This window comes from Spirosoma liriopis (assembly GCF_023196085.1).
GTDB lineage: Bacteria > Bacteroidota > Bacteroidia > Cytophagales > Spirosomataceae > Spirosoma > Spirosoma oryzicola.
The window spans coordinates 123878-144643 of record NZ_JALPRF010000009.1 but is presented as its reverse complement, the minus strand read 5'-3'; the positions used below and the strand labels follow the sequence as shown (position 1 = coordinate 144643).

General features: G+C 49.7%; 25 protein-coding genes. 11 read left to right on the top strand and 14 right to left on the bottom strand.

Annotated elements, in window-relative coordinates; all coding sequences use genetic code 11:
- The 3 genes from M0L20_RS27450 to M0L20_RS27440 form a co-directional block, all read left to right on the top strand.
- Window positions 1-181: hypothetical protein (locus M0L20_RS27450; protein WP_248480378.1), on the top strand; the 181-nt coding region annotated here is incomplete at its 5' end.
- A 51-nt stretch (window positions 182-232) separates the two neighbouring features.
- Entirely contained in the window at window positions 233-703 is a 471-nt protein-coding gene (locus tag M0L20_RS27445) for a hypothetical protein (RefSeq protein WP_232563670.1), read from the top strand.
- Between the two features lie 41 nt (window positions 704-744).
- The gene (locus tag M0L20_RS27440) at window positions 745-1101 is read left to right on the top strand and encodes a hypothetical protein (protein ID WP_232563669.1); all 357 of its coding nucleotides are present in this window, start codon (window positions 745-747) and stop codon (window positions 1099-1101) included.
- 52 nt (window positions 1102-1153) lie between these two features.
- Here M0L20_RS27440 and M0L20_RS27435 read toward each other — a convergent pair whose 3' ends face one another.
- From M0L20_RS27435 to M0L20_RS27420, 4 genes are all read right to left on the bottom strand, one after another.
- Window positions 1154-1588 (bottom strand): hypothetical protein, encoded by a 435-nt coding sequence (locus M0L20_RS27435; RefSeq protein ID WP_232563668.1) that lies wholly within the window; start codon window positions 1586-1588, stop codon window positions 1154-1156.
- A gap of 110 nt (window positions 1589-1698) precedes the next feature.
- Window positions 1699-1911 carry a hypothetical protein gene (locus M0L20_RS27430; RefSeq protein WP_232563667.1) on the bottom strand — a complete coding sequence of 71 codons (213 nt, stop codon included), beginning with the start codon at window positions 1909-1911 and terminating at the stop codon, window positions 1699-1701.
- 214 nt (window positions 1912-2125) lie between these two features.
- Entirely contained in the window at window positions 2126-2332 is a 207-nt protein-coding gene (locus tag M0L20_RS27425) for a hypothetical protein (protein ID WP_248480377.1), read from the bottom strand.
- Window positions 2333-2474: 142 nt separating this feature from the next.
- Window positions 2475-2624, bottom strand: coding sequence for a hypothetical protein (locus tag M0L20_RS27420; RefSeq protein WP_232563665.1), 150 nt, complete (start codon window positions 2622-2624; stop codon window positions 2475-2477).
- Window positions 2625-2878: 254 nt separating this feature from the next.
- Here M0L20_RS27420 and M0L20_RS27415 point away from each other — a divergent pair, with 254 nt between their 5' ends.
- Window positions 2879-3388, top strand: a complete 510-nt coding sequence (locus tag M0L20_RS27415) for a hypothetical protein (RefSeq protein WP_248480376.1) — start codon at window positions 2879-2881, stop codon at window positions 3386-3388.
- Between the two features lie 404 nt (window positions 3389-3792).
- On the opposite strand, the gene tal is transcribed toward M0L20_RS27415, so the two are convergent.
- Complete coding sequence (gene tal / locus M0L20_RS27410; RefSeq protein WP_262924041.1) at window positions 3793-4620, bottom strand: transaldolase; 828 nt, start codon at window positions 4618-4620, stop codon at window positions 3793-3795.
- Window positions 4596-4874 (bottom strand): transaldolase family protein, encoded by a 279-nt coding sequence (locus M0L20_RS30255; RefSeq protein ID WP_354004299.1) that lies wholly within the window; start codon window positions 4872-4874, stop codon window positions 4596-4598. Before M0L20_RS30255 ends, tal begins: the two co-directional genes overlap by 25 nt.
- A gap of 804 nt (window positions 4875-5678) precedes the next feature.
- Here M0L20_RS30255 and M0L20_RS27405 point away from each other — a divergent pair.
- From M0L20_RS27405 to M0L20_RS27380, 6 genes are all read left to right on the top strand, one after another.
- On the top strand, window positions 5679-6749 hold the full coding sequence (locus tag M0L20_RS27405) for a 3-oxoacyl-ACP synthase III family protein (protein WP_232563663.1): 1071 nt from the start codon (window positions 5679-5681) through the stop codon (window positions 6747-6749).
- A gap of 45 nt (window positions 6750-6794) precedes the next feature.
- A complete protein-coding gene (locus M0L20_RS27400; RefSeq protein WP_232563662.1) occupies window positions 6795-8423 on the top strand; it encodes a Na+/H+ antiporter in 1629 nt (542 codons plus the stop codon).
- Window positions 8424-8567: 144 nt separating this feature from the next.
- On the top strand, window positions 8568-9464 hold the full coding sequence (locus M0L20_RS27395) for a bestrophin family protein (RefSeq protein WP_248480375.1): 897 nt from the start codon (window positions 8568-8570) through the stop codon (window positions 9462-9464).
- Window positions 9465-9963: 499 nt separating this feature from the next.
- Window positions 9964-10245, top strand: coding sequence for a hypothetical protein (locus tag M0L20_RS27390; protein ID WP_248480373.1), 282 nt, complete (start codon window positions 9964-9966; stop codon window positions 10243-10245).
- Window positions 10246-10494: 249 nt separating this feature from the next.
- Window positions 10495-10821, top strand: coding sequence for an ArsR/SmtB family transcription factor (locus M0L20_RS27385; protein WP_232563659.1), 327 nt, complete (start codon window positions 10495-10497; stop codon window positions 10819-10821).
- 67 nt (window positions 10822-10888) lie between these two features.
- The gene (locus M0L20_RS27380) at window positions 10889-11776 is read left to right on the top strand and encodes an arsenite methyltransferase (protein ID WP_248480371.1); all 888 of its coding nucleotides are present in this window, start codon (window positions 10889-10891) and stop codon (window positions 11774-11776) included.
- 224 nt (window positions 11777-12000) lie between these two features.
- Here M0L20_RS27380 and M0L20_RS27375 read toward each other — a convergent pair whose 3' ends face one another.
- The 7 genes from M0L20_RS27375 to M0L20_RS27345 form a co-directional block, all read right to left on the bottom strand.
- Window positions 12001-12435 carry an SRPBCC family protein gene (locus tag M0L20_RS27375; protein WP_232563652.1) on the bottom strand — a complete coding sequence of 145 codons (435 nt, stop codon included), beginning with the start codon at window positions 12433-12435 and terminating at the stop codon, window positions 12001-12003.
- A gap of 173 nt (window positions 12436-12608) precedes the next feature.
- Complete coding sequence (locus tag M0L20_RS27370) at window positions 12609-13019, bottom strand: type II toxin-antitoxin system VapC family toxin (protein ID WP_232563651.1); 411 nt, start codon at window positions 13017-13019, stop codon at window positions 12609-12611.
- Window positions 13016-13183, bottom strand: a complete 168-nt coding sequence (locus tag M0L20_RS27365; RefSeq protein ID WP_248480369.1) for a hypothetical protein — start codon at window positions 13181-13183, stop codon at window positions 13016-13018. Before M0L20_RS27365 ends, M0L20_RS27370 begins: the two co-directional genes overlap by 4 nt.
- 658 nt (window positions 13184-13841) lie before the next feature.
- The gene (locus M0L20_RS27360) at window positions 13842-14219 is read right to left on the bottom strand and encodes a DUF2147 domain-containing protein (protein WP_232563713.1); all 378 of its coding nucleotides are present in this window, start codon (window positions 14217-14219) and stop codon (window positions 13842-13844) included.
- Window positions 14220-14608: 389 nt separating this feature from the next.
- Entirely contained in the window at window positions 14609-15733 is a 1125-nt protein-coding gene (locus tag M0L20_RS27355; RefSeq protein WP_232563712.1) for a response regulator, read from the bottom strand.
- Window positions 15711-18155: a sensor histidine kinase gene (locus M0L20_RS27350; RefSeq protein WP_248480367.1), complete on the bottom strand. Its 2445-nt coding sequence runs from the start codon at window positions 18153-18155 to the stop codon at window positions 15711-15713. Before M0L20_RS27350 ends, M0L20_RS27355 begins: the two co-directional genes overlap by 23 nt.
- 177 nt (window positions 18156-18332) lie before the next feature.
- Complete coding sequence (locus tag M0L20_RS27345) at window positions 18333-18740, bottom strand: response regulator (RefSeq protein ID WP_232563710.1); 408 nt, start codon at window positions 18738-18740, stop codon at window positions 18333-18335.
- Between the two features lie 275 nt (window positions 18741-19015).
- Here M0L20_RS27345 and M0L20_RS27340 point away from each other — a divergent pair, with 275 nt between their 5' ends.
- Window positions 19016-19519, top strand: coding sequence for a hypothetical protein (locus M0L20_RS27340; RefSeq protein WP_232563709.1), 504 nt, complete (start codon window positions 19016-19018; stop codon window positions 19517-19519).
- A 231-nt stretch (window positions 19520-19750) separates the two neighbouring features.
- On the opposite strand, the gene M0L20_RS27335 is transcribed toward M0L20_RS27340, so the two are convergent.
- Window positions 19751-20662 (bottom strand): DMT family transporter, encoded by a 912-nt coding sequence (locus M0L20_RS27335; RefSeq protein WP_232563702.1) that lies wholly within the window; start codon window positions 20660-20662, stop codon window positions 19751-19753.
- Window positions 20663-20766 lie beyond the last annotated feature (104 nt).

Below are 20766 nucleotides of genomic sequence, written 5' to 3'. Positions count from 1 at the left end.
TCCCATTAAAACAGACAGGTATCTGGTGAGCTTACGGATCAATGCGGTCCCAGAAACCGAGCCAACCTATCGCCAGTTTTACATGACCTTAGACCAGATGCTGACCGATTGCAGCCAGAAAATTCGTTGGTTGCTAAAGACGCTTCGCTTCTCAGACAGTACCTCATCGGTGATGATTTGAGAAATTTTTTCCTATGACCCAGTCTGACCCAATACTAGAATCCAAAAAACGATGCAGGTTACTAATACTGAGTTTAACAAGTACTTAACAGCGGCACACGCCACCCTGGATTCCCCCGCTTTCCGCTTAAACGCATTGGAAGACGCCCCCTGGAAGTCAGAATTTATCCAACTCATCACGTCGGTTCATGGCCTACTGAAGCTAGCTAACCAGGCGGGTAAACGAGTTGATTTTCTGGAAGGCGTGGGCGTAACCGGAAAAATACAGGACATCACTTCCCTGATCACCTGGATGTATGACCGATTACCCGAGTTAGCTACCGATAAGCCCGGTCAGCTTACCACCAATCGCTTAAACCGATACGCCAATCAGGGCTGGGGCTATTTTGCCAATGGCTCATTTTTTACGGCTGAATTCAACAACGAACTGGCTTTTTTTATCGATGACCAGCGGGTTTATCTCAACCGGCAAATTCGACGGGCCGTTTCTGAAGTGGAATACGCTCACGAGCAACGGCTTTAGACGGCTGTGGTATATCACTTATTTACCCATCAATCCGGATCATGAGAAAACAAACGTATATTCAGCAGGCCGCTAACTGGGCCAAAGCACACGGTTTCATTGATATCATGGCTAATGCAGATGGCTACCCAACGCCGGGTGGCTACGGTCGCCAGCAGGATGGACTATCGTTTATTCCGGATGTAACGGGGAAGCAATTTGAGCAGAAGTCTTACTTTGAAGTGATTCTCAAAACCAGTCCTGTGGATGAGTTGCTCTCCAAGCTTAAACTGCTGAGTCAATTGGCTTTACTCAGTGGTGGGGAGCTGTACTTGTTAGCTCCTAAAGGACATTTACCGTTTGCCAAGTCGGTAGCGATTCAAAGCCGTATCACGGCAAATTGGGTCATTTTAGCCTAGATCTTGCAGGAAGCGGTACAACGAATAGTCTGTGACTTATCCTCAGGGGCGTTTACTTCGTGATTTCCATGTCGGCACCATCCGTATGTTGATCGGGTAAGGCTGTTTCTATTTTATCCACTTGCACGGTTTCTCCTATTTTTATGGCTTTGTCAATTACTTTATCTACATAACCTACTTCTTCGCCTGCGTCTGAATAATAGCTAAATCGGACGGGTATCGTTGTATAGCTGTGCCGCTTTGAGGTATTATGAACCGTGAACCAATGATAGCCGGTTGAATCCTGTTCGCTTTTCTGCCATCGAAACGTATTGATCACTAAATCCCGCTGGGTGTTGGGCTCAGCATTTTTCGATACGACTGCTTTTTGTTGTTTCTCTAGAAGGGTCGTTTTAATATAATCATCTGTAGAGTTGATTTGCCCAATCAGAATCACTCCTACCAAACTGCCCAGACTATACAGTGAAACCTTGAGCCATTTTTTCATACACAGTATAATCGGGGAAATGAGTTGAACTGGGCATCTTGTAGCCCTAAGCCAACGTACAGAGCCGGTTTTCTGACTCCATGCGTAGGGCTAAGGGAACCCATGCGGCACTAGCCTGCCAAACCCCTAATCGTGTGGACACCCGACTCTATGGTCACGTGCAGATTTCTTCCAATCCAGTCCTGTAGATTAATACCTCCGGCTTCACCCGTAGTAGGGACGATTCCTTTACCCAGTACGGGTCCGTCTAAAATGCGAAGTGGGACGCGGCAAACAAAGCCATTACTGGTCTGGGTAAACAGATACTGGAAGATAATCGTCATACTGATAAGGAATAAGATCTTGCGAATAATTGAGAAGTGGCCCAATCAGATCAACCGATTTCTCAGTCTGTCGGATTATTTATACCAAAATAGACTGGTATAGCATCGTCATTTCTCTGACATAATGGAGTGCTGGGTATCGTTAGGCGTATCCTTCGCTTATTAAGTTCACTAAAGCTCGTCAGGGATAAAAAGAACGAGCTGACCTTAATGATCAATACGCGACAACGTCGCCATTGGAGCGGATAGTTAATTCGTCCTCAAAGGCTATAAGTGCCACGCTAACATCCCGAACGCCCGGGTGCTGCTGAACGAAGCGCTGTCGGGCCATTTCCTCACTATTGTTTAGATACGCTTTACGAAAAGGCTTGGGAGAAATCGAACTGTAGACTGTCACAACGATCAACGTGTTTGTAGCCATAAAAAAATCAGTTTAGTAAAGTAATCTTGGGGCGGGACAGCTTTTCGATGGGTTTCAGCAGGAGACTGCCTGTACAAACAACATCACACCGTGTCATCGATATCTCGATTTGGACAGCGGCCAACTACTTAACTGGCTCATTTTAACCCTTCTTGGCTTTGGGCGACACAGTGGGCGCCGTTATCACGGTTTCGTTGCGAGCGTATTTAGGCAACACAACCTGACCAGCTATCTTAGCGGGTTTCGTAGCCGCTTTCTTTACGTTTTTGTTTTTCTTTTCCTGATGAGCCATGCGATTGGGTTTTGAGTAAAACACATCTGATACCAAAACGCTTTATTTATTTTTGATAGCTCCGCGAAGCTAGTAGCTGGCAACTCAGGCGGGTGATGAGTCTATAAGCGGGTCATCTAGTCTTATAGAGAACGTACTCTAGTTACTTCTGGCAGATAACTTTCTTTCCATGTAATCATTTCTAAAATTCCTTTGTTCACCGCCTGACAGCTTTGCTGCGTGCGTGCTTACCGGCAGTTAAATGTCGTTCTCACATGATCAAGTACCCGAGTGCTGTGTGGACGGAGCCGCAATTAATCGCTCATCTGGAAGTTATGGCTCGATTGTTCCAATCCAAGCTGTTTCAACCTTCAGTGCCCTTTACGCACCAGAGCAAGATCGGTTGGATCGAGTTGATCCGGGGGGTAAGCGATTTGGTTCGGCAGGCTGAGTTGAGGGGTAAGCGCATTTGTTTTACCGATGAGGTGGGTACTCCGAATCAACACCAAGACATTACCAGTCTGCTGGATGTCATGCGAAATTCTGCCCACGTCGTAGAACCGCTATCTCCCGACCAGCAGCACTTAACGTTTATCTCTCCTCTTCTCAACTGCGTCAACGGAGTTGGCTCGGGCCACTTTGCCAATGGTTTGTTCTTTATCTGCCCTTACCCGAACGAGCGGGCTTTTTTCATCGGTCAGGACAGAATTTATTTCTACCGGCATTTAATGCGCGCTTACCTGGAAGCCGGACAATACCTGCTTTTTTTACCTGATTCTAATTAAGCGGCTAATAGATTTTCTAACGATAATACATATACGTCCGCTAACCGCGCAGAAGTTGGCGGTGAACATACAACGCTTTTTTACAGGCAGTGCCGACTGGTATTCTTAACAAACCATAGGTATATAATAGCAATCCCCACTTGGCATAACCGATCCAGTTTTTCTATCGGGTATGATCTCGGCAGAATTTCGCTTCATGTATTTGTTATTGTTGATAAATAAGCCGCTGTAATAGATTGCGCATCCCTGGCCGAAATACTTTAGCTAAAGCTCCTACGTCAGCATTTATGCAAATAATCCATAGACAATAGCCAGTGTCCCGTTATAAGATCATCCTCCTGATCAGCTTTTCGTACTATATTATTGATGAAGGACAATTGATGCGAGTTCACCAGTATTTATACTTAGCCGTCCGTCAAGGCATACTTTTGTGTATCGATCGCTTTCAGAAGCTTGTCATACGGTTGATTAAACTTAGCGATCCCTTCCTTTTCCAGTTGCTCAGCAACTGTGTTCAGATCCACACCCGCCCGCTGCACTTGTTCCAGCATTTGAAGGGCTTCTGAATAGTGGCTGGATAAACGAACAGATGGCTTTCCCTGTTCACGGTAGGCCTGCAACGTATCCATCGGCACGGTATTCACTGTTTTAGGGCCGATGAGGGCCTCCACGTATTTGACGGGTGAAAAATCGGGATCTTTCACCCCCGTACTCGCCCACAGTAACCGCTGAGGTGTAGCCCCTAGGGACGCTAGCTTACGGAAGCGTTCACTCTCAAACAGGCGACCGTAGAGGGCATAGGCCTGTTTGGCCAGGGCAATGGCTGTTTCTCCCTTTAATTCGTTCAAACCCCGTTCGGCGAGTACCGGATCGACGAGGGTGTCAATGCGACTGATGAAAAAGCTGGCCACCGATGCCAATTGATCAATAGGATGACCAGCGGCTAAGCGGTCTTCAAGCCCTGCGATGTAAGCCTCGGCCACAGCTGCGTAGCGATCCAGGCTAAATAGTAAGGTGACGTTAATATTGATGCCTTCGGCAATGGCCTGCCGAATGGCGGGTAAACAAGGCTGAGTGCCCGGTATCTTAATCATCACGTTGGGCCGGTTGACGGCTTGCCATAGCTCGCGGGCCTGCTCCAGGGTCTTGTCGGTATCCAGGGCAAGGCGGGGGGAAACTTCCAGGCTGACGAAGCCGTCGGCTCCGCTCACTTTGTCTTCGTAGACGGGCAAAATAGATCAGCGGCTTGTTGAATATCGGCTACGGCAACCCGGTAAAATATTGCTTCGTTCGAGAGACCCTCTTTGGTCAGTTCTCGGATGTCTCCATCATAGTCCTGACTACTGCTGATCGCTTTCTCAAAGATGGCCGGATTAGAGGTGATACCCCGAATGCCATCCTTCTCGATGAGCCGTTGCAGTTGGCCGGAGTTCATCAGGGGCCGGTCGATAAAGTCCAGCCAGATGCTCTGACCGAGTTTGTGCACTTGTTTGACTGGGTTAATCGACTTGTGTTAAAAGTTGGTGTTGAACGAAAAAAGGAAACCTATAACTCCAGGCAGCCTTCGTAAGCTTCTACACATACATAACAAAAGCGTATTAGCTTGTTGCTTTTCGGAATAGGCCAAAAGTGATGTAGTGGTACAAGTCTGTTATCGGTTTAGGAGAGAATGGTCAACCTACCGAATTGCTGAGTGTACGCAAATGGAATTCACTATCCAGTGAAGGTTTACCGCTCAGTCATTCATTTTGGCTACGCCCGATCCTTGTTGACGCGATCATCAAGTAATAAGTGGCACGAGTCGGGGCTCCGCTATGATTGGTGATGCATCCAACCAAGGAAGCCGTTACCTCATTAAAATAACCAGAATAAAGCGTCTTGTAGTCAAATAGGTTTGTTTTTTGTGAAAATTAGCTTCCGTCTATCGAATTAGCGGTTGCTGACTGTGTTAAGCGTTTACTAATTAAAAGAAAACCAGTAATGCTGATCTGACTCTTATCACACTTGCGATCAATTCATGTTAGGTGGCCGGATTAGATTCCATTTTGAATGATTAGTATCTCCTGTGCCCAGGTCGACCAATCAGCGAATCTTAGGAGCGTACCCAAATCTAGTTCATCAACACGGAATAAGGTCCTTTGAAAAGCCAGTGCCTAGCTTCAAATTGTCATTTGCCAACCCACTCAGGCAACGAACGAATTGGCCAGATATGTAAGGAAGCATAGTACGCGTTGAGAGCACCTGCTTCGTTCGGTCGATACCACACACCATCGCTTAAGCATTCAAAACTATGATTCGCTCAGTCATTGCGGCAACGGGTAGTTGCATTCCGGATACCCTTGTTCGAAATCAGGATTTCTTAGCGACCCAGTTCTTTACCCCCGCAGGAATAGCCATTACCACCGATAAGGCCGTGATTCTAGACCGATTTGAAGCCATTAGCGGTATCCAGAAACGGCGCTACGCCCGCCCGGATCAGAAAGCCTCCGATCTGGGTTTACTGGCCGCTGGGCAGGCCCTGACAAGCGCGGGTTTTGATCCCGAAACGCTGGATTACCTGATCGTAGCCCACAACTTTGGCGATGTCGCGCATCAAACGAACCGGGTCGATCTGGTGCCCTCCCTGGCTTCTCGCATTAAAGCAGGCCTAGCCATAAAAAACTCTCATTGCGTAGCCTATGATCTGGCCTTTGGATGTCCAGGCTGGCTGGAAGGAGTTATTCAAGCGAACTACTACATTCGCTCGGGAGACGCCCAGCGCTGCCTCATCATCGGTACCGAAACGTTGTCACGGGTGATCGATCCTTCGGACCGGGATTCGTTGTTGTTTAGTGATGGCAGCGGGGCCATTATTCTGGAAGCCAGCCCCAAGGGTGTAACGGGTATACTATCCCACCATACTCAGACGCACGCTTATGAACACGCTGACCTCCTGAAGATGGGTAACGCCTACGATCCAGACCAAAGCGAGCCTGCTGATCGGTTCATGAAGATGAATGGGCGAAAGCTCTACGAATTTGCTTTACTGCACGTTCCACTCGTCATTAAAACCGCATTGGATAAAGCAGGTATAAGCATTTCAGCAGTCAAAAAGATTCTGATCCATCAGGCGAATCACAAAATGAATGTTGCTATTCTGGAACGGCTCTTCAAGCTATACGGTCAGGAAAGTCCAGACTTAGCGTTGATGCCCATGACGATCTCTTGGCTGGGTAATAGTTCAGTGGCTACTATTCCGACCCTTCTCGATTTGGTTCAACGGGGCCAGCTCGCTAATCAACGGATCGAAGCCGGTGATACCGTGGTGTTAGCCTCGGTGGGAGCGGGCATGAATAGTAACGCCGTCGTTTATCAATTTTAATGCAGCGAGCGGGACGTCTGTTTTCATCAAATAAACCGGCAATGTATGGCCCACTTTGAGACGGTTATCTTTATACTGGCGATTTTAATTGGCCTGTCGGCCATCGCCCATAAAATCATCCTGCCGTATCCGGTTTTGCTGGTGGCCACGGGTGTACTGATTGGTTTCATGCCGTTTCTGCCCAATCTGGCCTTAGACCCCAACGTAGCCTTAGTCATTTTTCTGCCCCCACTGCTCTATGAAGCTGCCTCCAAGACAGCCTGGCAGGAGTTTACCCGCTCCATTCGACCCATTACCACCTTAGCCGTTACACTCGTATTTTTTACCGCCAGTACCGTGGCTGTGGCTGCTCACTACGTTATTCCCCACTTCAGCTGGCCGATGGCCTTCGTGCTGGGCGCCATCGTTTCGCCACCGGATGCGGTAGCGGCTAACAGCATCATCAAAGGCCTGGGCCTCAACAAACGTGTCATTGCCATTCTGGAGGGCGAAAGCTTGCTCAACGATGCCTCTGCTCTGATCGCCTACCGCTACGCCGTGGCCGCCGTAATGACGGGCCATTTTGTGTTGTGGGAAGCGAGTCTGCAATTTTTACTGGTCGCCGGGGGCGGCCTGTTGATCGGCGGTGTGCTGGGCTGGCTGGTGGCGACGGTGCTCCATCGAATTGATAGCTCCACCACGCAAACGGGTCTAATCTTACTGGCCCCCTACGTAGCCTACTTAGCCGCCGAACACGCACACACCTCAGGCATTCTGGCCGTCGTCAGCGCGGGGCTGCTGATTACCCGCCGGGCACCGGAAGTCTTTTCACCCCAGGCTCGCCTGGAATCCCGAGCCGTCTGGGACACCCTTATTTTTCTGCTCGAAGGTATAGTCTTCATCCTGATCGGTCTGCAATTACCGGCCATCGTGGCGGACTTACGCGGGTATACGACAGAAGAATTAGTCCTGTATAGTGTTACAATTAGCGTCGTTACCATCCTCATCCGCATTTTATGGGTGTTTTTCAGCACCTATTATCCCCGGCTGCTGGGCTGGTCAATCACATCGGGTTCGGACACAGACGAACGAGCCAATGACATTGACTGGCGGAACGTACTCATTGTGGCCTGGACCGGAACCCGGGGCGTAATCTCGCTGGCTACCGCCCTGGCCCTGCCCCTCACGCTGCCCTCCGGCCAGTTATTCCCCCAAAGACCTCTGATACTGTTCTTGTCGTTCGTGGTCATTCTGGTCACGCTGGTCTTGCAGGGAATGACCTTACCCTTGCTCATTCGGCTGCTAGGTATAACTCCACAGAGTGATCCGACGCGGGTGGATCAGGCGCTGGAGTTCCTGTTGGCCAGCCAGTCACTAACGTACCTGGAGAACGACTTCCCGATACGCTTGCGGGGCGAGTTGAGACAAACCCTTATCCGGCGGTACCGGGTTTTGGTGAACGAATTGGACGCCACGCTGTATCAGACCAACTCGGAGCCAGAACTGGCAACTGACCACGCGTTGGTGAATGAACAGCGGACTGCCGAACGAGCCCTGGGTGAATACCAGCAGGCACTTCTGCTGGAGCTGGCTACCGAAAAACGCTTTAGTGATGAGGTGCTACGGACGGCTGAACGACGGATCGATTTGGAAATGGCCCGGCTGGATGCCTCCGAGCAAGCCGCTGGGGAGTAGGCAGACCCAATCGCCATTACAAGCTTATAAGTCGATCGCGGGCTGAGCATCTTAATACCAAAATGGACGCAGATCTGCTTAGGATGTTCAACGTCATGCGGTAGGCATTACTTCTGACCGCTTTAAACCCGTCAATAAAGACTTATGCTGCTTAATCACAAGATTTCATTCGCGTTCTATATACGCAGTATCCTTCCTCAGGCCCTGCTCATCTTTTTGTTTACTAATGCCATTGTTTTGCTTAAACTTTTCAGTTCCTGGGTTTTGGTTGTTCCGATCGCCGTTGCGGCCATCCTGGGTACCTGCATTGCGTTGTTGCTGGCTTTTCATACCAATCAGGCCTACGATCGGTGGTGGGAGGCCCGGATTGCCTGGGGAGCCCTTGTTAACGATAGCCGTAGCTTGATTCGCCAACTCCAGGTATTTGTTGCCAATGGGCCTGACCGGGACGAGCTGCTGCACGCCTTTGTGGAACGCCAGTGTGCTTTCTGCTTCGTGTTGGGTGACTCCCTACGGGGTCAGGATGTGACAGCTCGGTTGCAAGCGTTTCTATCGGTAGCGGATAGTCAGCGCGTGGCTCAGGCAACCAATATACCAAATGCCTTACTGCTGGTCCAAGGTTTAAGCCTGCGTGGCTTGTACGATTGTCAACGAATAACCGATTATCAGCTGGTCCAGTTGAACATGACTCTCAACAACCTGACCGATTCCATGGGACGCTGCGAACGGATCAAAAAAACGGTTTTTTCCCGGACCTACACGTTTAACATGCAGGTATTCATTTACTTGTTTGCTACGATTCTGCCTTTCTGTCTGGACCCTGTTCATTATCTGTTGGACGTACCTTTGGTCACGCTACTCTCATCCGCATTCATTCTCATTGAGAAGAGTGCCATTCAATTGCAGGATCCCTTTGAAAACAAACCGACCGACACACCCATGACGACTATTGCTCAAACCATTGAGATTGATCTGAAAAGTATGACGTCTTATGCCCCTCTTCCTGACAAACCGGTCGCCCAGAGCTATTATTCGTTGTAGGGGATGTAACCCGGTCGTGCAAAACCATCACAATGGATCATCCACATTAAGGAAGTGGCCATTCGCTTTCACTCGTTAAAGAAGTATTAGCTGGTTCAGCATCAGGGCCTAATTAATCTATCGGTTGGTTTACGTTAATTTATGGGATAAATACTCATTGAGAACTAACTGGTTCATCCGTAAATGCTCCAAGCGAACGAGTGGTAGATTATTGGTCAAAAAATTGTATTATTCCTATCATCCCGACAGGGATTAACAAGTAAAGGTGAATATGTATAAGTATACCATGACCGAGAACAAATCCGACAGTTCACACAAGCAATAAGACAATTATTTAATTATGAGACTATTGCAACTATATATCTATTTCTTCCGTTGCTTCTATATCCTACTTCTAATAGTGGACAACGTTATGAAAATACAGTCAAAAGTCTTTGTATTATTTTTAGTTTCATTCGCTCTCGTTTCAACCCAATCTTGGGCACAAAGCTATAGCCTTATGCCTAAAAGCGAGTCAGAATCTAGCCAAGATGCTCACCGGTTGGGCGAAGAAACACAAACGAATCAACCAGTAGTTACAGAAGCCCAGAAGGGGGCTAATCGATCCATTGATGCCATGCACTGGACAGCCGTTGGCCTTAACCAGCCAAGCCAGTTTGCGCCTGCGGTCAGCAAGCCGCTACTAGATACGCCAAAGGAGGTTCCATTCACCCTACGTATTGACAAGTCTGTTGAGAAGCCACTAAAGACAATGAAAAAACCGGCTGATCAGCGTTTATAAAGGATATTAAATAACATCCATTCGATCAAAGCAGCAAACGAAAAAGGGGAATAACACAGGATGTTATTCCCCTTTTTCGTTTGCTGCTGTAATTGGTTTAAGTATGCATCGTCAGCTAAAAGTGTTTAGTTGCGGACGAGGATAAGCGAGACTCTCCATTGAAAGGGGTGTATAAGGATACAATGGGTATGCTCTAAAACTATTTTATCGTAATAGTGCGATGAAGTAGTTTCATGTTATCTTTGTATCATGGGAGTAACGAAAACCGAAATATTCACCGAAGAACAGAACCGTATCGCGGATCTGGCTAAAGCCTTCGCGCATCCGGCACGGGTGGCTATCCTGCAATTGCTGGCTCAGAAAAAAGCCTGCGTGTGTGGCGACCTGGTGGATGAGTTGCCGCTCGCGCAGGCAACCGTTTCGCAGCATTTGAAGGAGTTGAAACGCATCGGCATCATTCAGGGTGAAATCAACCCGCCCCGCGTCTGCTACTGCATCAATCCGCCTGTATGGGAAGAAGCGAAACAAACCTTCGGCGCATTGCTGGATGCAATGATGGAAGTGCCCTGCTGCTGACAAAGAGCAGGCTTTTTTTTGCTCTTATCCATCGTAATATTACATTAAACCAATAAAGGAAAATCACATGGAAACCGCTGAACAAATCAAAGAAGTCGTGCGCCAGAAATACGGCGCGATTGCCGAACAACCTGACGTCAATGGCTGTTACGGGCCTACTTCGTGCTGCGACCAATCCAGGCCGGGACCTGAAATCGAATCGAATGTGCCGATTGTGATGGCGCAGGATTACCAAGAGCTGAACGGCTACGTAGCCGATGCTGATTTGGGATTGGGTTGCGGCTTACCGACGCAATTCGCACAAATTAAGCCCGGAAATGTGGTGGTGGATTTGGGATCGGGTGCGGGCAATGATTGCTTTGTCGCCCGTGCGGAAACGGGCGAAACGGGCCAGGTGATCGGCCTGGACATGACCCCGCCCATGATCGACCGTGCCCGGAAGAATGCGAAAGCTTTGGGCTTCTCCAACGTCGAATTCGTCTATGGCGACATCGAGGACATACCGTTGCCGGAGAACCTGGCGGATGTGGTGGTGAGCAATTGTGTGATGAACCTGGTCCCCGACAAGCACAAAGCCTTTTCGGAAACGTACCGCATTTTGAAGCCCGGTGGCCATTTCAGTATTTCCGACATTGTGCTCAGAGGAGAGCTGCCCGAAGGCTTGCAGCACGACGCGGAAATGTATGTTGGCTGCGTATCGGGCGCGATCCAGAAGGACGCCTATTTGCAGCTCGTGCAGGATGCCGGGTTTACCAACATTCAAGTTCAAAAGGAGCGGGAAATCACCCTGCCCGACGATGTGCTGCAAACCTACCTGTCAGCGGATGAAGTGGCCGACTACCGCCAGCAAGACAAAGGCATCTACAGTGTGACGGTATTCGCTCAAAAGCCAGTGCCCAGCACCGAAACCAAAATAGCCGCAGCCACTTGCTGCGGGCCAGATGGCTGTAATTAACCTACTAAACCAAAACGATCATGAAAAATATTCTAGTGCTTTGCACGGGCAATTCCGCCCGTTCACAGATGGCCGTATGCGACGGATTAGCGTTGACAGATATTAAAAACAGCCGCGCCACGGTGGCTTGGTATTTTAAAAGATACAATCTCAGTAATCGCTCAATAAGTGCTCTTATGTTCGTGACTCTGAAAAGTCTGTAATGAATCTTGTCTTTATATAGCTTAGGCTTGCTCAACCTGTTCCTTGATCAGAAAAAGAGTCGTTCGCCAATAGAATTCTAAGTGTTTCTGAATCGACTCAGTGGGAAAGTTTTCGATCGTGAGCCGTAGGTGGGTAAATTGATTAGTAGGGGTTAGAGTAAACTCAAGAATGGAATAGTTTTCGGCCGTATCGGGCAGTCGCGAAACCGAGCTCAGATGCGTATAAGCTACTTTTCGTTCCTGATCAAAGCGTAGAACAATGCCTTTGTTTTCAAATTTTACGTGATGAAATCCACGAATGGTGATTGAGGTATTGATTTGCCAATTGGTAATGACCTGAATTTGCGCTTCTGGTTCTGCTAGCCATTCTGTCATTCGTGCGGGCTGGGTCAAAGCAGCCCACACGGCAGCTGGTTTAGCTTGAATTGTAACATCGGCTGAGAATGGTTCAATCATTATTGGCTTGGGATTCAAGGATGAATAAAGGGCAGTATCAGTCACGTTAGGCTAATCAATCTAACAAAAATTCAAATTCTCGTAATAAGCTCCTACCTGAGACGAGGGGATGAATTTTTTGGTGAACTCTTTTGAGCAAGAGTCAGACTGTTGCTGTCAGAAACACACGGAACTTAAGCTCTTAATAGCTTCAGACCTTGACTTTCGTAGAAGGGAAAATTACCATCGTGGCTAATGAGGATCAACCGCTCAGTAATGGCCTGACTGATCAGAATATGGTCGAAGGGATCATTATGTACTGGTATCAAGGCCTCCAGCTTGGCTAAGTGGACGACCTTCGATGGCAGTAGTTTCACGCCTAGCGTTTGGCGTAACGCATTGGCAATGTCAGCAATGGTGACCCCATTTAATTGGAAGTCAGCTCGCTTTAACTTAGCCTTGATGACAATCTCACGCAGGCTTTCGTGGCTGACGTAAAATTCATTCGTTCGGTTCTGAAGAATGGTTTTAATAGGGGCTTGTAAGTCGGGCGAATCAGTTAGCCACCAGATCAGGATGTGTGTATCCAGTAAGTATTTCTTCATTTCTTAATCGTCACCCGCAGATCGTCTTCCCATGCAGACGACTCACTGACGATTTTGTCCTTAAATAAGCCTAGCCCTGCCTTCATATTTGACTTGGTGGCAAGCTGGCCACTAGCAGACGATTTCTTAACCGACATTTTGGGGTCTTTTGAGTCTGTTGCCATCACGTTTAGGGTTGCTTTACAAATATAACGTTTTTGAGCCGAAATTAAGTTTTGATAGAGCTGTACAAATATCAGCGCTTTCTAGGCTTGCCCATCCAGATGTCCGGATAAATCACCTCCGAAGTGAGACGAAGAAGTCTTCATGTATCTGCTCCATAAATTGGGCATTTCGAGAGTCACTTTTACTACATAGTTTCACTGATAAGAAAATTAAGTAAGCAATGGTTTAATTGAGCTAATCACGTTCGTAATCAAGAAAATAATCCGCTTAAACGCTTAAGATTAAGGCCTGTAAGTCGATTCTAAATGCCCCCTGATGGCAGTTAATGTAAACTAGGCGGGTTTAAGTTTTTGGGAACTGTATTGGATGACCTGATCGACGTAATGAACCGAAGTAGGATGACGGCTTTGCCCAAAGGCCAGCACCGAATGATTATGCAAACATCGCCGACGGTCGGCCGTTGCCCTGCGATTACTGAATTGCTGCGGTGGCGGACCACCTCTTCTCATTTTCACCGCCCGGTGGCCTGGCCCTTTTATCCACTTTCATTTGGCGACGTCCACGTTTACTTGACGACATACCGTATTAATAAGGCCCTTTTAGAAAACAAAACAACCCATTTCTCTCTTGTTTATTTAATCCTAGCATAAAGAAATTTCAGCGTTTCAACTCATCGTCAGTACGTAACGGAGCCATTTTCATTTTGACTCGGCCACATCGCAGGTCTGTATGAATAACCCCCGTTTTTGGGTGCTCTAATTCACCCGCTGACCAAGCTTGTCCATCATACGTAAGGTTACGAATCAGGGGTTTATCTCTCACCAGCCCATAATTTTTCTCCCCTGCCTGATCGACTTCGGCAACGCGAGCGAAATAGCGAGCCCCTATCCGATAGATTTCGACGCTGGACCCTTTCGAGGGAAATAGCCACCGGCCTAAAATCTGGTCGGCTTGAGGCACGCCACTTATGCCCCCCAGCATAAAGAAAAGCAAAAATGCCAGCCAAAGCGGGTTTCTAGTTCGTACTGTTTTCATAGATTTGCGATAAGTTTGTACGGGTCCGAGGGGCGCAATTTTTGGTTAACTTCAGCTAAATTGTATAATTCACTGCTAACTAATAAAACGTCCGGCTTTAGGCTCATCCGTATGCCAAGGTATTGATGATCAGTTAAAGCAGATCTCACGGTGCCAGGGGCAAACGTTAGGTATAATCTATACCCATCAGCCTGGTCAATAACTGATGTTCGTTGACAGTCTGACGCGTTTTGGTTTTCCGAAGTTGACCTACGTAGTTGCGTTGACCCAGATCCCAAAGGTTGCCTGACGGTGTCAGCTTATCTATGACAGGCTACTCTAAAGGAAATGATGAATACCAGCAACCCAGGTAATCTTTATCAGCTTCAAGACTGATCAACTTCAGCTTATCAGCGCTTAAGATGAGTGAGTTTGTCAATGTCAAGCAACGTAATCTGGCTGGCATTGATTTCAATCAGCCCTTCCTTCCGTAAATCGCCCAAAATACGAATGACCGTTTCGGTTGAGGCTCCTACCAAGTGTGACCAGTTCTCACGCGACAGAGTCATCACTGAGGACGTGTTAGCGTCCGGATGGCCGAAACGGAGGCTTTCTGACCGCACCGTATCGCCGGTGGTGCGGCCTTCCGACTGCGGATAAAATTTTCGCTCAACCATCAACAGAGCTTCGGCCACTCGTTTGCGGACCGATTGATAGGCAAGCTTCAGCAGCCGTTCTTGAAGCTCGGCGACGTCGCCAGCCAGCATCCGAAAAAATTGGTTGGCCACAGCCGACTGGTGATCAAGTAGGGTCTTCAGGTCCGCTTTGGGAATACTACAGACCTGCGCTTCTTCCAGTAGTTCGGCTGTCTCGGTGTAGGGCTCTTCTTCCAGTAGCGCCCGGTATCCCACAAAATCGCCCGGACCAACTAGGCCCGTGATGTATTCATTCCCGGCTGCATCCGCCTGGAAAAGTTTACCCTTTCCCTGCTGGATAAAATACACCACAGTCGGCCTGCTCCCCGCCGTAAACAAACGGTGTTTACGGTTATAGTGTGTCGTTGGGTAATAATCGCACAGAAACTGGCGGATATCGTTTCCCTCCAAGAGAGCTTTCGTCAGGTGGCCTAAGGGGATAGAAACCTCAGCGGGATGGGGCGGTACCGCTGCGTCTTTTTTGAGCCTCAACTCCACTGCATTGAGCAGGGTAAGGTCGTCGAAGGGCTTGGTCAAGTAATCGTCCGCGCCCAGGTTCATGCCCGCCCGAAAATCAGCCGCTTCGACTTTCGCCGTCAGAAAAATGAACGGAATACCAGCTAAGGTGGGGTCCTTTCGCAGGATGTGCAAGACGCCGAAACCATCGAGTTCAGGCATTTTAATGTCGCACAGAATCAGGTCCGGGTGGATTTGGCGGGCCTGTTCGATCCCCTCCCTGCCGTTAGCCGCCTGAACGACCTGATAAGGAGCTAACTGGAGGATTTCGCTGATGTTTTCCCGCATTGCCGGGGTGTCTTCAATCACCAGAATGGTTTTCATGGGAAGGGGGGGTTAGGGGGAGGTGGACGGTGAAGATGGTGCCCGAATCGAGCTGGCTGGTAAAGCTAACGGTTCCCCCCAGCAGATCGACGTAGCGTTTAACCACATACAGGCCCAAACCCGTACCCGAGACGTGATTGACGTTACGGGCCCGGAAAAAATTAATGAACAGTTTATCCTTGTCGGCGTCAGGAATGCCGATGCCCTGGTCGCGGACCGTCAGCTGGAACTGATCGCCCGCCACGGCCGTACTCAGGTCGATCGCTTTGCCATTGGCCGAGTATTTACTGGCGTTAACCAGTAGATTGATAAGAATATTTTTAAGCATTTGTCCGTCGAGCGAAACAGCCGGTTCACCCGATAGATGGGTGTAAACGATGCGCTGACCAGGTTTAATCAAGGCCTGCATATCGTCGATGACTTCCTGGCAGAAGGTAACAATATGCAATGGCTGCGGGCAGCCGTGCAGGGTGGATTGTTCCATCTGACTAAGCGAGAGAAAATCATTCAGCAGTCCGGTTAGCCCATGCACCGCCGATTTGATACGCTGCACGTGCCGCTCCCGTTTATCGTCCTCGTCGGGGCCGTTGTAGCGACCGATCAGCGAGGCCGACGAGAGAATGGTGCCCATCGGGGTGCGAAATTCGTGGGAGGCTAGGGTGACAAAGTTAGACTTCAGCTCGTTGAGCTCGCGCTCCTGCACCAGCAGCCGCTCGGTCTGCTGACGGATCAGCACCTGTTCGGTTACGTCGGTTCCAACCACGACGATGCCGGAGATGGGGCCATCGGGCCGGTCGCGCAGCGGTTCGTAAACGAAGTTAACGTAAACGGGTTGAACCTGCCCGTCGCGCTGAAAGGGTACGGGTAATTCATGGCCCACAAACGGCACCCCGGTATGCAATACGCCGGTTAGCAGTTCCTCAAACCCATGCCCGGCGCTTTCGGTTAGTACCCCGAAAATTGGGTTGCCCAGGAGTTGGGCTTGGGTGCGGTTCCAGAGGGTACAGATAAGCGGATTGGCCAGTTCGACCACGAAGGTGGGACCGCGCATAATAGCGATGGCCACCGGAGCCTGTTGAAACAGACTGCGCAGCCTGGCTTCGCTGACTTCGGTTTGCTGGCGGTCCTGCCGGGCTCGGGTTACCTCGGTGGCGATGACCATGGTTCGCTCGATGCCCCCCTCCACGTTCCGCAGGGCATCGTAGACAAAGTTGAAGTACACCGTCTTCAATTGGCCATTACGCTCCAAGGTGACGGGTAGTTCGTGGCCCTCGAAAGCAAAACCGGTTTTATAGACACCCTGTAGGAGTTCTTCAAACCCCTGGCCGGTGGCTTCGGGTAAGACGGTAAATAAAGGCTTGTCGATTACTTGTTGATGGGTACGTCCCCAAAGCTGGCAGATGGTCGGGTTGGCCATTTCGACAGTGAATTCGGGGCCGCTAAAGATGCCCACGCCCAAGGGTGTTTGTTGGATGATGGCACTGAGCAGTCGTTCGTTGCTTTCCAAGCGTTGGCGCGCCCGCACCGCCGGGGTAATGTCGGTTACGATGATGATTACCCCCGTAATGGATTTATTGGTTTCGTAGCGGGGTTGGTACACAAAGTCGACGTAGCTTGTTTCGAGCTGGCCACGGCGCATCAGGTGGACAGGCGTTTCTCCACTCTTGTAGGCGACGCCCGTTGTTGTTACCTGCTTCAATCGCCCCTCAAAGCCCTGGCCGGCCAGCTCAGGCAAGGCCTCCAGCAGCGGTTTGCCTACCAGTTGGTTGGCCGGTCGTCCAACAACTTGGTGGTAAAAGGGGGTGGCTAGTTCAACGGTAAAGGCGGGGTCCAACCCCAGAATAGCTACCCCGACGGTTACCTGTTCAAATAGAGTAGCCAGACTTAGTTCTTTTTTCCGCCCGGCTTCTTCAAGCTCCTGCCGTTGCCGCCGGCGTAGCCAGGAGTCGGTCGTTTCGGTAGCCAGGCAGAAGACGCCCCCAATGCCGCCCGATTCGTCGTAAATCGGGCTGTGGGAACAACTAAAGTAAGCCGCCTCGGGTAAACCGCGCCGGTTGACCAGCAGCAATTCATTCTCCGACCAGTCCGCTTCACCCCGTGTGAGTACAGCCTTAAGCCTTGGACCCAAAGTAGCCCATATTTCGGGCCAAACCGCACGCCCTTCACTGCCCAATGCTTTGGGGTGCTTATCGCCTATAATCAGCCGGTAGGCATCGTTGTAGAGCATCACGTGTCCAGATCCCCACCAGATCAGGGCGGGCGTGTGGGCATTGAGACACACGCCTACAGTAGCCCGCAAGCTCGGAGTCCACTGGTCAGGAGCTCCAATGGAGGTATTTGACCAGTCTTTGTTACGCATAAGGTCGCCTAGCTCCCCCCCCCCGGCCAAGAAAGCCCATGTTGCTGCTTTATTCGGCGTCATCGTACCTTATTTACTAAACTAGGGTTGGGGCCGGTTCACCGGTTTATACCAACTTTTTATTAATTGTCTAATTTTGACCTACTTAGTAACCACAAAAAGTACCGCTTCCTATTTTATAATGAGGAAGCGGTACTTTTTGTGGTTACTAAGATCCTACCGGCTAATTGGCGAGCGTGCCTAAAGAAAACCGCTGACTGATCGGGAAATTTGGTTCAGGTGGGCGTAAGTATGTGGTTTTTCCAGACACATGCTGGCCCCGTTTTGGTAGGCTGTCGCCATTTGAGCCGGTTCGACCGAAGTTGAAAGCATTACGGCCGGAATGTGGCGCAGTAACGGATTTGCTTTGATGGCCCTCAGAGCCTCTAAACCGTTTACTTTGGGCATGTTCACATCGAGCAGGATTAGGTGGACCGGTTGGGGGGCTGGCTGCTGGCTCCAGGTATCGAGCAGCGTTAGCAGTTCGCTCCCATCCTGGGCTTCGACAACTGTCACCCAGGGGTAAACTTCCTGGAGCGACTGGCGCATAAAGTACCGGTCATCGGCATCATCGTCAGCCATGTAAATGACGGTTTTAGCGTAGTCCATTGAGTAAGTTCGCGTTAAACAAGTGACAAGTGATAAGAACGCTCAAAGGTGAGGGGGAGCGGACGGTTTTTCTATGACCATTGATAGTATAGACTATGATTGTTCACCGACTGAACTAAACCAAAGCGTCGGCTCATCATAATCAGAACGGGCCGGGTAACGGTCATGCAGCCGGGTGATGACGGTCATAGAGCATACGGACTAAGGGTCGTACATTTGGTTAGATGGCGTAGTCTACTCGTCTTCCTTGCAGAGTAAATCAACTAAAGGTCAGCATGATGACACAGTTACTAACGGTACGGGGTCTATTTAATAATGCAGCCGAAGCCCAGCAGGCGATTCAAGGCCTGCTGGCTATGGGCTTTAGCCGGGAAACCGTTGAATTATCGACCCATACCGGCTCGCAGACAACTATCGGTGACAGCACCATCGCAGGGGGCCAAGCTGATGCCAGCAGTGGTCGGTTCTTTTCCTCCCTCTTTAGTAGCCCGGATGAGGTCTGGTCCCAGCGGAGACCTGCTGGATGGGTCCGCTTCCAGCTACTCCAGATTCGTACCAAAGAGCCGGACAATAGTGATTCAACCGTGGTCGGATTGTCAAGCGTGTCCCAGCCGGTCCATCGGTGCGATTCCAGGGGAAGTTTGATAACGGTGAAAACCCAAACGGCCGCTGAAGCCAAACAAGTGGCCGATCTACTGGAGACTGCCGGTGCTGAAGACGTAATTGTGGATAAAGGCGTAAACTCCGGGCAGGAGTCGATACGCCCTAGCGCAGCTTAATAAGATTCAGCTAGACTAACTTAGGCAACCGGGCCGATTTTGGTAATTTCAGAGGATAGCTCAGGCATTTTCAAAACTCCGGTGCTTGATCTGTTACCAGTCAAGTATGAAAGAGAGTAAACCCGTGTTCATCTAACTGGCCTTAACAGTTATTAAAATAAGCGTCTCATTAATCGCTCCCTCCTGAGACGAATATCGATTTGAGGATTCGACGGAACTAAAGTTAAGTTGTTAGCCAGGATGGGAGTCTGGCGAACCCGACTGCTTGCTCAACAGAAAGATTGTCGAAATAATACAAAAACTGCCAAGCCATTCCGGACCCGTGAAGGAGAGCCCAAGCCACATCACCGCGATCAGAGCCGCGGAGAGGGGCTCGGCCGAGGCCAATAAACTAGCTCTCTGACCACCAATTAGCTTCACGGCTGACATATAGGCGTAAAAAGCTACCAACGTCCCAAAGACCACAATAAAGCCCATACCCAGATAGGTTTGTGTGTCCCAGGTTCCGCTGACCTGCCACGGTGCCCGGACTAGCGAGAAAACCAAACCGCCAAAAAACATGCCCCAGCCAATAACCAGCGAGGAGCTATACCTAGCTAAAAGACGGGCCGGTTGTAAGGTGTAAATGGCCAGCGTAACCGCCGACCCAAGCCCAAACAGCAAGGCTAAGCCCGAAATTGACAGGCTCATCATATCACCCCGGGTGACCAGCAGCACGGTGCCAAAGATCGCCAGCAATATTGCCCCTACTTCGGATCTTGTAGGCATACGTCTGGTTTTGATCGCCAGGTAAACCGCAATGAGAATTGGCCCTGAATATTGGAGCACCGTTGCCGTGGCCGCATTGGAATAGTTGATGGCGGCAAAGTACGTATACTGAACGGCCAGCATGCCGGCCAGACTAAAAACACCCAACTGCAGGGCGTCTTTTTTGTGCTTCCATATCGACAGCAGATTGGCCTTTTCAACCAACCCAGAAAAGCTCAACAGCAGAGCGCCCGATAGCAACATTCGCGTGGTGATTAGCCACTCCACATTGATATGCCGGTGCTCAAAGAGAAATTGTCCCACGGTGCCCGACACCCCCCAAAGTATGGCGGCCCCTATGGCTAAGCTAACCCCTTTTATCGTCTTTGATTCCATCGTATTGCGAAGTCAATGTGAAATAGCGTGCAAAATTCGCTTATAAGGTTTGCATCTTTTCCTCTATTTTTGACCCCTTTACGCAATTCTGACTCGTTGATTGT